Source organism: Flavobacterium sp. HJJ (genome assembly GCF_015351475.1).
GTDB classification, from domain to species: domain Bacteria; phylum Bacteroidota; class Bacteroidia; order Flavobacteriales; family Flavobacteriaceae; genus Flavobacterium; species Flavobacterium marginilacus.
Genome location: NZ_JADKPR010000008.1, coordinates 65,436 through 80,310, shown reverse-complemented (window position 1 = coordinate 80,310; position 14,875 = coordinate 65,436). Strand labels below are relative to the sequence as shown.

At 35.8% G+C, this 14,875-nt stretch carries 10 protein-coding genes; all 10 read left to right on the top strand.

Annotated elements, in window-relative coordinates; all coding sequences use genetic code 11:
- Positions 1 to 11: 11 nt before the first annotated feature.
- The 10 genes from IRZ80_RS08470 to IRZ80_RS08425 all read left to right on the top strand — a co-directional run bounded on the left by IRZ80_RS08470 (position 12) and on the right by IRZ80_RS08425 (position 14,745).
- Positions 12 to 1,967 carry a RagB/SusD family nutrient uptake outer membrane protein gene (locus tag IRZ80_RS08470; protein WP_194641127.1) on the top strand — a complete coding sequence of 652 codons (1,956 nt, stop codon included), beginning with the start codon at positions 12 to 14 and terminating at the stop codon, positions 1,965 to 1,967.
- 141 nt (positions 1,968 to 2,108) lie between these two features.
- Positions 2,109 to 3,611 carry a sialate O-acetylesterase gene (locus IRZ80_RS08465; RefSeq protein ID WP_194641126.1) on the top strand — a complete coding sequence of 501 codons (1,503 nt, stop codon included), beginning with the start codon at positions 2,109 to 2,111 and terminating at the stop codon, positions 3,609 to 3,611.
- A 45-nt stretch (positions 3,612 to 3,656) separates the two neighbouring features.
- A complete protein-coding gene (locus IRZ80_RS08460) occupies positions 3,657 to 4,640 on the top strand; it encodes a family 43 glycosylhydrolase (RefSeq protein ID WP_228520843.1) in 984 nt (327 codons plus the stop codon).
- Positions 4,641 to 4,642: 2 nt separating this feature from the next.
- Complete coding sequence (gene rhaM / locus IRZ80_RS08455; protein ID WP_194641124.1) at positions 4,643 to 4,966, top strand: L-rhamnose mutarotase; 324 nt, start codon at positions 4,643 to 4,645, stop codon at positions 4,964 to 4,966.
- Positions 4,967 to 5,331: 365 nt separating this feature from the next.
- Entirely contained in the window at positions 5,332 to 6,621 is a 1,290-nt protein-coding gene (locus IRZ80_RS08450; protein WP_194641123.1) for a DUF4861 domain-containing protein, read from the top strand.
- A gap of 35 nt (positions 6,622 to 6,656) precedes the next feature.
- A complete protein-coding gene (locus IRZ80_RS08445) occupies positions 6,657 to 7,988 on the top strand; it encodes a glycoside hydrolase family 105 protein (protein WP_194641122.1) in 1,332 nt (443 codons plus the stop codon).
- Between the two features lie 173 nt (positions 7,989 to 8,161).
- Positions 8,162 to 9,511: a hypothetical protein gene (locus IRZ80_RS08440; RefSeq protein WP_194641121.1), complete on the top strand. Its 1,350-nt coding sequence runs from the start codon at positions 8,162 to 8,164 to the stop codon at positions 9,509 to 9,511.
- A gap of 15 nt (positions 9,512 to 9,526) precedes the next feature.
- Positions 9,527 to 10,855, top strand: coding sequence for a glycoside hydrolase family 28 protein (locus tag IRZ80_RS08435; RefSeq protein ID WP_194641120.1), 1,329 nt, complete (start codon positions 9,527 to 9,529; stop codon positions 10,853 to 10,855).
- Between the two features lie 80 nt (positions 10,856 to 10,935).
- The gene (locus IRZ80_RS08430; RefSeq protein ID WP_194641119.1) at positions 10,936 to 12,315 is read left to right on the top strand and encodes a sulfatase; all 1,380 of its coding nucleotides are present in this window, start codon (positions 10,936 to 10,938) and stop codon (positions 12,313 to 12,315) included.
- A 15-nt stretch (positions 12,316 to 12,330) separates the two neighbouring features.
- Positions 12,331 to 14,745 (top strand): glycosyl hydrolase 115 family protein, encoded by a 2,415-nt coding sequence (locus tag IRZ80_RS08425; RefSeq protein ID WP_194641118.1) that lies wholly within the window; start codon positions 12,331 to 12,333, stop codon positions 14,743 to 14,745.
- Positions 14,746 to 14,875 lie beyond the last annotated feature (130 nt).

Genomic DNA, 14,875 nt, shown 5'->3' with positions numbered 1-14,875 from the left:
TAAAATAAATTATGAAAAATTATAACAAAATATATATTCATTTAATTCTTGTGGCTACATTAGTACTTAGCAGCTCATGTAATGATAATTTCCTCGAAGAGGATTTGACTACAGCTTATAACAAGGATTATTACAAAACCGAAGCAGGAATTCAGGCTTTAGCAGTTGGGGCTTATTACCAAACATTTGCAGCCGAATTAGCTGGAGAAGTTCCTCTTACAGCAAATGAGTCAGGTACAGATGAATTTCATGCTGGAGGAGATCCTTCGAATTGGACTTGGAATTCTTATTCTCCTTCAGGTTTTCAGGCTTTTGTGACTGTGTCTAATGCTAATACTGTTGCGGCGAATACGAATTGGGACAATTTGTATGTTGGTGGAATTGGTAATGCCAATCAGTTAATTGAATCCGCTACAGCAATTGTATCCAGCAATGATGCTATTAAGAAAACGGCATTGGGAGAAGGATATTTTTTAAGAGCTTTTAATTATTTAAAATTAGTAAGTCAATATGGTGGTGTGCCATTAGTATTGAAGACTAGTTCATCAGTAAATTTAGAATATACCAGAGCAACTCCGCAGCAAGTTTTCGATCAGATAATAGCTGATTTTACTCAAGCGTATAATTTATTAAGCAATGCCGGATTTCCTGCTAAAATAACAAAAGATGCCGCTGCTCATTATTTAGCAAAAGCTTATTTAGCCCGTGCTAGTGAAATTAATGATTCTTGGAATGCTTCTACAAAAACTGCTGATCTGCAAAAAGTAGTTACGTTATCTGATGAAGTTATTTCTCACCATCCATTGACAGCAAACTTTGGAGATTTATGGAATTATACTGCTGCGGATGGTGCAAATGAAAAAGTTTCGGAATTAATCTTGTCAGCACAGTTTAATGCGAATACTTTGACTACTGGAGGAAATCAGCAACACCTGTATTTCCTTTCTACATATGATCAGTTACCTCAAATGAAGCGTAATCTTGCAGGCGGAAGACCATTTAGCCGTTTAGCTCCTACTTATTTTATGTATGATATATACGATCAGGTAAACGATTCTCGTTTTTGGAAAAGTTTTCAAACCAAAAGTATTGTTAATAATGCTTCAGGAGCAGTTTATAAAAATGGGGATCTAGGTATTATGTATATTGTTAATAATGCTGCTGACACTCGTTTTGCAAAAACTAAAAATAACGATAATCCAGCGATACTCTACAAAGGAAAAACAATTCCAAGTGTATATGTAGCTTATGCAGCAGATAAAGTTGGATTAATGGCGGATGTTCGTTTTCCTTCTTTAAGTAAGTATATGGATGGAAATAGAGTTGATTTGAGTGTTACAAAAGGATCTCGTGATGTGGTTTTAGCGCGCTCGGCAGAGACCTATTTAATGGCAGCCGAAGCAAAAGTACGTTTAGCAAAAGCAGGTGGAGCTGCGTTTGCAGATGCATTGCCTTATATTAACACTGTTCGTGCACGTGCTGCTTATAAAAGTGGAGAAAATCGTGCTCTTTATGCAGATGGAAGTGCAGCCTATACACAAACTGGACAGGCAGGAATTCCAATATCTTATATTCCGGAAAGTTCTTACTACGAGTCCAATAATATTGCAGCTACAGTTACTACAGCAACAAGTTTGAATATAACTAGTATTGGAGCTTTGCCTGCGAGTGATGAAGCAGTAATTACTAAGTTAGGATATTCTGGTGATTATGACAGAATGTTATGTTTGGTTTTGAATGAGCGATCTAGAGAACTTTGTGGAGAGTTTCACCGCTGGGAAGATTTAAGCAGAACCAATACTTTGGTGGCTAGAGCAAAAGCATATAATATTGAAGCGGCTGCAAATATTAAAGATTACCATAATTTGAGACCTATTCCTCAAACTTTCTTAGACGGAATATATGCTAATGGAGCTCCTTTAACAGCAGCTCAGAAAAAAGAAATGCAGAATCCAGGATATAACTAATCTTTGATTTTTATAATAACTATAAACCGTCTCATAACTATTTTGAGGCGGTTTGTTTTTTTATAATCAGGAGAGTACAGGACGCTTATTAAAAAGTTGTCCTGTATTTTTAAATCCTCTACTCAATGTAAAAAAGAAGATATGAAAATAGTTAAAAAAGAACTGCTGCTTTTTTGTTTTTTAATTGCTTGTCAATTCCTTTATGCACAGATAAAATTACCGGCTCTTGTAAGTGATAATATGGTTTTGCAGCAAAATGCAAAAGTAAATTTGTGGGGCTGGGCTGGGCCAAATGAAAACATTCAAATTCAATTAGGATGGCAGAAAGAATTAGTTGAAACAAAAGCAGATGCCAAAGGAAATTGGAAAACTGAAGTTTCAACTCCAAAAGCAGACGAAAAAAAATATACTATAACACTGCAGGCTTCCAATAAAATTGTTCTTAATAATGTTTTACTGGGCGAAGTCTGGATTTGTTCAGGACAGTCCAATATGTTCTTTCCTGTTGGGAAACAAGAAGGCACCTGGAAAACAGGAGTAAAAAATTATGAAGAAGAAGTCAAAAATGCTAATTTCCCATTAATCCGATTGTTTACCGTAGCAACTATAGCTTCAGAGAAACCATTAGATGATGTAAAAGGGAGTTGGAAAGAATGTTCTCCAGAAAGCATCAATGATTTTTCGGCAGTTGCCTACTTCTTTGGTCGTGATTTGTTTCAAAATATTAAAACGCCAATTGGATTGATCTCAACTTCATGGGGAGGTACCAAAGCAGAAGCCTGGACATCGGCAAAAGTTTTAGAAGAGAACAAAGACTTAGTTCCAATTCTGATAGAAAATGCTCAAAAAGAGAAGCAGTATTATACCGATTTAGAAACTTATTATACTAATTTGAAAAATGGGACTGCAACGGCAGAACTCAAAAAGCCAAAGAAAACAGATGAGAATAAATATCCTTATGTTTTGTATAATGGGATGCTGCATCCCGTAATTAATTATACGATGAAAGGAGTTATCTGGTATCAAGGAGAAAGTAATGCCGAAAAAGCATTGCTGTATCAAACCTTGTTCCCTGCAATGGTGCAAAATTGGAGAGACGACTGGAAACAAGGTGATTTTCCATTTTATTATGTTCAGATAGCACCTCACAAAGGTCAGAATGCCTATATTCGTGAGGCACAGCTTCTTTCTTTGAATAAAATTAAAAACAGCGGCATGGCGGTTACCACAGATGTTGGAAATGAAACTAATATTCATCCAATCGATAAGCAGACTGTTGGATATAGACTATCATTGATTGCTCGTTCAAGAACATACAATGAAAGTAAGTTGGTCTACTCAGGACCTATTTACAATCACATGAAAGCAGATAAAAAGCAAATACAATTGTTTTTTGATTATGCAGAATCTGGTCTTCTTCAAAAAGGAGAAACATTAAAAGAGTTTGAAATTGCTGGCGAAGACAAAGTATTTTATCCAGCTGAAGCTAAAATTAAAGGGAAAACCGTAATTGTTTCTTCTGATAAAGTAAAAAATCCAATTGCTGTTCGTTTTGCTTGGAAGCCAGTTCCTGATCCAAATTTATTCAATACCGAAAATTTGCCAGCTTCACCATTTAGAACAGACAATTGGGGAAATCAATAGAAACGAAAAACAGTTATGATTGCATTAAATAAAAGGTTTTTGTTGATGTTATTTCTGTTTTTTCAGATTTTTAGTTTCTCTGCAGAAGCACAAAAATCTGAGAATTTAGCCAGTAAACCATTGTTTCGGGATCCTGTTTTTGATGGAACCGCAGATCCAGTTATTGTTTGGAACAAAAAACAGAAAAAATGGTTCATGTTTTATACCAATCGCAGGGCTAATGATTCAACGGCCAAAGGTATTAGCTGGGTTCACGGAACTCGAATTGGAATCGCCGAATCAACAAATGGAGTGAATTGGGTTTATAAAGACACTTGTAAAATTGGTTATAAATTGCCAGGAATTACGCATTGGGCGCCAGATGTTATTGAAAATAAAGGCTTGTATCATATGTATCTAACGATTGTTCCAGGGATTTTTGAAGACTGGTACCATCCGCGTTTTATTATTCATCTGACGAGTAAAAATTTAATAGACTGGAAATTTGAATCAAAATTAAAATTAGCGTCAGAGCGGTGTATAGATGCTTCTGTTTTTAGATTGCCCAATGGAACCTGGCGCATGTATTACAATAATGAAAATGACGGAAAATCTATTTATTATGCAGACAGTCCTGATTTATATAATTGGACAGATGCTGGTAAAAAAGTTGTAAAAGAGCGTGGCGAAGGGCCAAAAGTTTTTCAGTGGAAAGGCAAAAACTGGATGATTTGTGATATTTGGCGCGGATTGAGTGTATATTCGTCTGATGATTTTATTAATTGGAAACGTCAGCCAAAAAACATACTTGAAATTCCCGGAACAGGAACAGATGACAAGGTTATTGGAGGACATGCAGATGTAGTAGTAAATAATGGTAAAGCGTATATTTTTTATTTTACACATCCAGGAAGAACTCCCGAAAATAAAGGAATAGATAATTACCAGACCAGAAGAAGTTCGATTCAAGCAGCCGAATTAGAATTAGAGAATAACGAAATTGTTTGTCACAGGGATAATCCTGTTTATATAAATTTAAAACAGCCATAAAAATGAAAAACACCTATAGAAATGCTTTCAAAATGAAATTAAAAAAAGGTTTTGAAGCAGAATATAAAAAAAGACATGACGAAATCTGGCCAGAATTAGCATCCCTGCTGTCTGAATCAGGAATTCAGGATTATAGTATTTTTTTGGATGAAGAAACACTTATTCTTTTTGCAGTTCAAAAATTAAGTCCAGATTTTGATACAGCATTTTTGCCAAATCATCCAATTGTGAAAAAATGGTGGGCATACATGGGGGATATTATGGAGACGAATCCTGATAATTCACCGCTTTCGGCTTCGTTAAAGGAAGTTTTTCATCTGGATTAATTTATTGATTAAAGGGAACTAGTTAGTTAGCAGTATACAACAGGATACTCTTACCCGCTTTAATAGATAAATTTGAATCTATGTTGGTTTAATGACTCTTTACGGTTGTTTTGGTTTAGTTAGTGGTTTTAAATTTTTTTAAAAAGAAAGTTAATTCTATAAGTGGAGTTTTTACAAAACATTCTTTTTAAACGCTATAATCTTTTTGGTTTAGCGTTTTTTTTGTAAATTAATTTAGAGCAGATTAAAGAATTATACTGAAGGCTTTCAGTAGGTTTTTGCTGTGTGAAATTGATAGTCAGGTTTGTAAAAAAAATATTTTGGAACAGCAGTTCTGATGTTTTTTAATAGAAAAAGTAAATAAAATGAAAAAAAGTATTCAATTTGGTTTAACAATTACAGTTGCAGTACTTGCATTGAACAGCTGTAAAGCTCAAAAAAGTGAAGGTGCTTCAAAAATTGTTCTGAAGAATACATCGGATATTGCTCTGCCTCAAAAGGCAGTTGAAATTAAAAGAAGCCTTCTTCCTGTTGTGAAAAATGCAGCTGGCTATCCAATTCTGCTGCAGCAAAAGGATACTATTCCCGCACAGTTAAATGATCTAGATGGAGACGGGAAATGGGATGAGATATTTCTGGTTGCTGATTTTGCCGCCAAAGAGAAAAAAGAATTAGTGCTAAAATGGTCCGTAACTGATCCAAAATTTACAATAAGAACAAGCGTTCGTTTTGGAAAAAGAGCCGGAAAAGAGGAGCCAGTAAAACCAGCAGTCGAAGAAATAATGCCAGCCAATGAAGTGCACACTGCATTAGGTTATCAGCGTTATCAGACAGATGGTCCGTCCTGGGAAAATGATAAAGTAGGATTTAGGCATTACTTAGACGGAAGAAATGCTAAAGATGTTTTTGGAAAAAAAAATCCAGCCATTACTCCAGAAAACGTAGGTATCAACAGCAAAGGTGCAGTAGAAGATAATTACCACCAAATGTACGATTGGGGAAGAGATATTTTTCCAGTTGGAAACTCAGCAGGTTTAGGAGGTTATGCTTTATTGGTCAATAATGAAATAAAAAGATTGGGAATTACCGCCAAAGAACCTTTAAATACTATTGAAACAACAACGTTTAAAATTGTAAGTGAAGGACCTGAGAATTCGGTTTTAAGTTATAATTATCATAATTGGGATATTAATGGGAAAAAGTATCAGGTACAGGAGACAACTTCAATCTGGCCGGGAATGTACGGATATAAAAATACAGTAAAGGTAAACGGGCTTCAGGGAAATGAAGTGTTTCTGGCAGCTCTTTCCAATATTAATAACACGAATCCTTTAAAAGAAATTGAGTCGGGGGATTTTGTCTGTTTAATACAGCATGGACATTTAACTTACGAAAAGCAATGGATATTAGGAACAGCAATTATAGTTCCAAAAAAGTTATATAAGGGCTATATTGAAGCTCCTAAAACAGGACAGCTAACTGATTCTTATCTGGCTAAATTAACGGTTAAAAATAATGAGCCTGTAAGTTATTATGCAGTAGCGGGCTGGGAGTTAAGTGCTGATCCAAATTTTAAAGACCCAGCTTATTTTGCCAAATATGTTACTGCTCTGGCTGAACAGCTTTCAGCCAAAATCGGTATTGAAATAAAATAATGGACTAATCAAAAAAATAATTTAATCTAAGAATTATGAAAAAACCAAACCAGATTCTCGTTTTATTTTTTTTGGGAGTATTTGCAATTGCACAATCTCAGACAAATGACGCTACTGCTCCACTGCATCTGCTTCAGCCAGAATACCCAACTCCGTATGTTATCCCTCAAAAAGAAAACGTAAAAGCAGTTTTAGATAAAGTTTATAATTTTTTAGAGGCAAATACCGCTTCAAGAGCTGTAAATAAAAAGGATAATTCAGAAGTAACCAATTTTAAGAAAATTGACGGCAACATTGCTTTTGATAAAGGAGCATTTAGACTTACTAGTTACGAATGGGGAGTAACCTATGCAGGTATGCTCTTGACAGCACAAGTGACTTCTGATAAAAATTACGAAGATTATGTAAACAAAAGACTGAAGCTCATTGCTGATCTTTATGCCAATACTGATGAAAAAAACATCGAAGGTTCTCCAATACATTCGGTAATTAAGCCACATGCTTTGGATGATGCAGGAGCATTATGTGCTGCTTTTATCAAAGCAAAAAATATGGGTTTAGCATCAAATATAGACCCAGTAATCAATAATTTAATTACGTTCATAAGCCAAAAACAGCAGCGTCTGAGTGATGGAACTTTGGCGCGAAACAGACCGCAGATGAACACGCTGTGGCTTGATGATATGTTTATGAGTGTTCCTGCATTGGCACAAATGGGCGGTTATGCAGGTGATGTAAAATATTTTGATGATGCTGTAAAACAAGTAACGCAGTTTTCACAAAGAATGTTTAATACCGAAAAAGGTCTTTATATGCACGGCTGGGTAGAATCTATGCAGGTGCATCCTCAGTTTCATTGGGCTAGAGCCAATGGCTGGGCGGTTATGACTATGGTGGAATTATTAGAAACATTGCCAAAAAATCATCCGGGATATCCAAAAGTTTTGGCACAATTACAGGCTCATATTGCAGGACTGCAAAAATATCAGGATGGAACCGGTTTTTGGCATCAGCTGATTGACAGAAACGACACTTATCTTGAAACTTCTGCGACAGCAATATACGCTTATTCAATTGCAAGGGCTATAAATAGAGGATATGTGGATAAAATGACGTATGCTCCAACAGTTTTATTGGCTTGGAATGCAGTTGCATCAAAAGTTAATGACAAAGGTCAGGTTGAAGGAACCTGTGTTGGTACAGGAATGGGATTTGATCCTGCGTTTTACTATTACCGTCCTATAAACACATTTGCAGCTCATGGTTATGGTCCTGTTTTATTGGCTGGTGCCGAAGTGATCACGCTGTTAAATAACAGTCAGTTTGAGGTCAATGACAGTTCTATACAATTAAAAAATAAAGGATAACAAGTAACAATTACGAATTATTTTGATAATAAATGGTTTTTGCCAAAGGAGAATAAAATATTCCAATCTTAGCTCCCTCTACTTTGGAGAGGGCTGGGGTGAGGAAAATATAACAGACTATTTTATACTTGGTATTACATTAAAAAGGTATCATTAAATTATTTTAATTACTTATGAAGCAAAAATCAGCATGTTTATTGTTTTATATTTTCTCTACAGTTACTGCTTTTGGTCAGATTGGAAAGCGTTTCCCATCTGAAAAAAAGATTGTCAAAGACCCAGTAACGGGCTATGAAATCATTTTTTTGACTAGTAAACCAAACGGAGATTCTAAAATTTATCCAACGCATCCGCAATGGACTTCGGATGGCAATTGGGTATTATTCCGTTCGCATCGTGTTGAGGGTGAAATTATGGCTGTTAATGAAAAATCGGGTGACATAGTTCAGGTTACAGAAGGCGGTTATTCAGGAACGTTCTGTATCGCCCAAAAATCGATGAAAGTCTATTTTATGCGTGATGCTGGCGAAAAAGCCATGCAAATCATGGAAGTAGATTTGGATAAAGTTTTTAAAGACAGTAAATCTGGAACAATGCAGGCTGTGTCTGCCTATGAACGCATTTGTGGAAAAGCTCCATCCGAAATGGAAGCCTCAGGTGATATGGCTTTGGATGCCAATGAAGATAAAGTATATTTTAGAGTAGGTAAAAATGAAGCCTTAAAATATTTGGATAAGAATACTGCTCTCGAAAAGAATTTTGGACCTCGAAATATGGGAGCTGGACCGGGAGGGATTTCTAGTATGAATTTGAAAACGGGAGAGTTTAGACATGTAATTTCTGTTGGTTTTCAAATTGGTCATATTCAATCGAACACGTGGAACCCCAACGAAATTATTTTTTGCTGGGAAACAGGAGGAAAGTCACCACAACGTACTTGGACTGTGATGGGCGATGGTTCGGGCTTACGGCCATTATATCCCGAAGCTCCTTACGAATGGGTTACTCACGAAGCAGTAATTGGAAAAGATGAAGTCGCAATGGCGATAATGGGACATAGGAAAATTGACATTCAAAAAGAAACTCCTGCTGAGGTTACTGATAGTAAAGAAGTTAAAAATCCCGAAAATCCTGGACAGGAAAGTAATTGGGGAGCAACAGGAACTCGTGAAAAACCGACAGGATTGGCTATTGTTAATCTTAGAACAAGGGAAATGATTATTGCTGGTCAAACAAAATCGGGCAGTGGTTTTTGGCATGTTCACGGTTCATCTGATGGCAGATGGGCTGCAGGAGATGATTTTTCCAGAAGTCTGTATTTAATAGATAGAAAAACAAGCGAGGTAGTAATGCTTACAACGGGTCATAAAGAAACGGCAAAAGATCACATTCATCCCACATTTAATAGAGAAGGAACCAAAATACAATTTGAATCGGCAATGTTATCTGAGGATAATAAAACGATGAATATCTGTATTATAAATGTACCGGAATCGTGGTTGAACAGAAAATATAAAAACTAAATTAAATTGATTATAATGAAGAAAGGTATCGTATTAATTATCTTGTTTATCGGATTATCTCAGATTTCGATAGCTCAAAAAAAAGCCAAAAATGTTTTTCCTGACGGAACAAAAATTCCCGCTTGGTTTAATGATGCATCCAAAATTAAATTAGAAAAATTAGGGAAACAGTATGTTATCACCGATTATGACGTAAAAATAGATAGCACTGTAGTCCAAACTGTGGCCATTCAAAAAATAATTGATAAAGCTTCTGAAAATGGCGGAGGTGTGATTGTAATTCCAAAGGGAGTTTTCTTGAGCGGAGCCTTGTTTTTTAAGCCAAAAACACATTTGCATGTTTCTGAAGGCGGCGTTTTGAAAGGTTCTGATGATATTTCTAATTATCCAATTATGCCTTCGCGTATGGAAGGGCAGAATCTGGATTATTTTCCAGCGCTGGTTAACGCTTACAATTTGGATGGATTTACCATTTCTGGAAAAGGAACCATAAACGGTAATGGTTATAAGTATTATGAGGCTTTTTGGGCAAGACGCAAAGAAAATCCAAAATGTACCAATTTGGAAGTTTCAAGACCACGATTGGTTTTTGTCTGGAATTCAAAAAATGTGCAGTTTCAAGATGTGAAGCTGATTAATTCAGGTTTCTGGACAAATCATTTTTATAAATGTTCGAATGTAAAACTGATTGATCTGTATATTTTTTCGCCACATTTAGAAATCAAAGCACCAAGTACTGATGCCATTGATATTGATGTATGTTCAAATTTCTTGGTAAAAGGCTGTTATATGTCGGTTAACGATGATGCCATTGCCTTAAAAGGAGGAAAAGGGCCGTGGGCAGATACCGAAGAAGGAAATGGAGAAAATACGAACATTATTATTGAAGATTGTACGTATGGATTTTCACATTCGGCATTAACAAATGGAAGTGAATCTATCCATAACAAAAATGTGATTATGCGTAATTGTTCAGTTACAGATGTATCGCGTTTGCTATGGCTCAAAATGAGACCAGATACACCGCAAAAATACGAATACATTTTGGTAGAAAACATTAAAGGCACTGCTGTAAAAGGATTAGTAGTGTACCAATGGAATCAGTTTTTTGATATGAAAGGACGCAAAGATACACCCGCTTCCTATGGAGATCATGTAACGCTGCGTAATATTAATTTAAAATGTGATAAGTTTTACGAAGTGCAGAAAGACCCGAATATATTTTTAACAAACTTTGCTTTTGAAAATCTTAACATTGAATCAAAAAATGGTGAAATTGATAAAACTGCCATCAAAGGGGGGACTTTTAAGAATGTAAAGGTTAATGGTAAATTAATTGATTAGTTATCGTAAAAATTTATAAAAGCTGTTTCCTGTTTTTGAAACAGCTTTTTTTGCAAACTGATTTGTACTGTAATTTTTTGATGATGAATTCTAAAAAAGTATTTATTTATACAGCTCTAGTGTTTTTAAGCAATCTGGTGATATACGCCCAGCAGAAAAAAGTACCCAAAGAGCAAAAGCCTAATGTCATTGTGATTATAGCTGATGATGCCGGCTGGAATGATGTTGGCTATAATGGTTCTGAAATAAAAACGCCTAATATTGATAATCTGGCAAAAAATGGTGTGCAGCTTAACCGTTTTTATGTCAGCCCTACCTGCTCGCCTACAAGAGCGGCTCTTCTCACTGGAAGACCTGCCAGCCGCATGGGAATTTTAGCTCCGATAAGTGATAAAAGTGAATTGAAATTACCTGATTCAATTCCAACTCTGCCTCAATTATTGAAAAAAAACGGATATGAAACCGCGCTTATCGGCAAATGGCATTTAGGACTTCAGTTAAACAGCAGCCCAAAAGCATACGGATTTGATTACTCCTATGGTTTTTTGCACGGACAGATTGATCAATACACTCACCGCTACAAAAATGGCGATCAGAGCTGGTATAGAAATGGAGAATTTATTGATGAAAAAGGGCATACTACCGATTTAGTTACTCAGGAATCGATTAAATGGCTTTCGGAAATCCGCAATAAAAAGGAGAATTTTTACCTGCAGGTAGCATACAGTGCACCTCATTTTCCTTTGCAGGAAGAAGAGAAATGGAAGATACCTTATAATAAAACAGCTAAAGACAGTTCCCGCAGGGATTATGATGCGGCAATGGCGCATTTGGATCACAGCATCGGGATCTTGCTTGATAATTTGAAAAAGCAAAAGTTAGACGAGAATACCCTTATCATTTTTATGAGTGATAACGGTGCTATGGAAAACTGGGATTCCAGAAAAGAATATGGAGGAATACACAGATCAAATACAACTTTGGGAGATAATACGCCGCTGCGTGATTGGAAAACTTCAAATTATGAAGGAGCAGTTAGAGTGCCTTGTGTGCTGTATTGGAAAGGCCGTTTAAAAAATTATAAAAATTCAGATTATATTTCAGTGATTGATTTTCTGCCTACGATTTTAGGATTAGCCGGTGCTGAAAAATTGCCAAAAACCGTAGAAGGACAGAATATATGGAATGAAGTTTCGGCAAATAAAGAAATTAAAAAACGGCCGATTTATATCCGTGGTCATAAACAGGCCTGTTTAATCCAAAAACCATGGAAACTGATTCAAAATCTGCCTTCCAGAAAAGGGATGCCAGATTATGAATTGTTCAATATAGAAAAGGATCCTGAAGAAAAGAATAATGTTCTGCCTCTGAATCAAGAGATCTTCGGGAAAATGAAGCAGGAACTGGATGTTCAAATAAAGAAAGATCCAAAAATAGCAGAGACGAATAAATCAGAATAAAATAATACAGATATAATGTTCAAAAGACACCTTTTTTTAATTGCAGTAATTAGTTTTTTAACAGATACAGCTTTTGGTCAAAATGATAAGTCAAATGATTTTTCTATTGTAAAAGCCAATGAAACCGCTGCAATATTTATTGATCCAAAAGCAGACAAATTAGTGGTCTGGGCAGTCAATGAACTGGTTTCGGACGTGGAAGAAATTACAGGAAAGAAATTAAGTATTGTTACTGCAGACAAAATTTCTCAAAACGGAATATACATTGGTCAGGCTTCAAGTTCTTTATTTCAGTCTAAAAACATTCAAAAAGAATTAGCCGGTCAATGGGAGAAATTTTATATAAAAAAAGAAAATCAAAACCTGATAATTGCAGGAAGTGACGTCAGAGGAACTGTTTATGCCATTTTTGAAACAGCAGAACGACTAGGAGTTTCGCCATGGAAATGGTGGGCTGATGTTAATCCAATTGCCAGAAAAGAACTGGTGCTTCAATTGCCTTCAAAAGGAATAACTGAAAAGCCGTCAGTACAGTACAGAGGAATTTTCCTGAATGATGAAGACTGGGGATTACAGCCTTGGGCTGCGAAAACTTTTGAACCCGAAACCGGAGATATAGGGCCAAAAACATATGAGAAAATATTTCAGCTGCTTTTGAGATTAAAAGCCAATACGATCTGGCCTGCGATGCATCCGTGTACCAAAGGTTTTTTTACCATTAACGGAAATAAGGAAATGGCGGAAAAGTATCATATGATAATCGGTTCTTCTCATGCCGAACCCATGCTTCGAAATAATGTCGATGAATGGAAAAAAGACTTTGGAGATTATAATTACTTTACAAACAGTAATCAAGTAAATAAATATTGGCAGGACCGTTTAGACGAAATAAAAGCAGCTAATAATGAAGTGGTCATGACACTAGGGATGAGAGGCGTTCACGACAGTAAAATGGAAGGCGCCAAAAATACGGAAGAGTCGAAGATAATGGTGGATAAGATAATTGGCGTACAGCGCGAAATGCTTTCAAATACATTCAAAAAGCCATTAAATGAAATTCCGCAGGTTTTTGTTCCGTATAAAGAAGTGCTGGAATTGTATGATAACGGACTCAAAGTGCCCGATGATGTTACTCTTGTGTGGCCCGATGATAATTATGGCTACATACGCCGTTTAAGTGATGAAAATGAACAAAAAAGAAGCGGCGGAGGCGGTGTTTATTATCATCTTAGTTATTGGGGGCGTCCTCATGATTACCTCTGGTTAAGTACTGCACAGCCTGGATTAATTTGGAGCGAAATGTCAAAAGCATACCAAAACGGGGCTAAAAAAATGTGGATTGTAAATGTGGGAGATATCAAGCCAGGCGAATATAATATGGAGTTTTTCATGGATTTAGCATGGAATATCAACAGTATTCCGTTTGATGGGATTAATAAAAATCTGGAAAAATGGATTTCAAGAGAATTTACGCCAATAATTGCCAGCAAATTGAGTCCTGTAATTGCAGAATACTATCGTTTGGCTTTCATCAGAAAACCGGAGTATATGGGCTGGAGCCAGACCGAACCTACAACTCAGATTAAGCCTTCTAACTTTACAAAAGAAGAAATAGAGGAAAGAATCAAAGCTTATGAGGATTTGGTAAAAAAAGCAGATGATTTATCTTCTTTAATACCTGATGAACGAAAAGATGCCTGGTTTCAATTGGTTGTGTATCCTGTAAAAGCGGCAGCCAACATGAATTTTAAATTTCTGTATTGGAATTTGGAAGCGACAGCCAATGATGAGGTTCAAAAACAAAAATACCATAAACAGGCATCCGAAGCTTATGAGAAAATAAAAGAGCTTACAGCATTTTATAATACAAAAATGAGCGGTGGAAAATGGAATCAGATGATGTCAATGCATCCTCGAAATCTTCCTGTTTTTGATTCGGTAGCAAAAAACACAAAGACTTATGAAGCCAATAAAACAAACAGTGCTATTGTAATTCAGGCAAACCAATTTACAGCTTCAAAAAGCATTGAAAATTATAAATGGCAGTCAATTAATGGTCTTGGTTTTAGTAATAATGCTATGACACTTTTTCCTTTAAACCATAATTATTTTAAGAAAGATAAACCCGCTGTTTCGTACGAATTTGAAGTTTCAGAGATGGGAGATTATGAGGCGGAAGTACATTTTTTACCTACACATTCGAATAACTTTGATCAGGAAGCTGTAATCAGAATAAATGGAAAGGAATCGAAACCATTTTTAATTAATACCAAAGACCGCGATACTACCTGGAAAGAAAATGTATTACGAAACAGTGCAGTTGTAAAAGTTCCATTTTCGGTTACTGCTGCTAAAAAACAAAATATAACCGTTTTGGTAAATCAGACAGAAATTGTTTTGGACTATATTTCGATAAAAAGAAAATTATAGCAGATTGAATTTTGAAGTCCGCTCTAAAGACATTTTTAGCTGAAAAATTAAAACCAGAGATAGAGACTGGGTAAATAAAGCCAAAATTTTAGTTTACCGGGTAAAATATATCAGAAATAACATCGTTTAT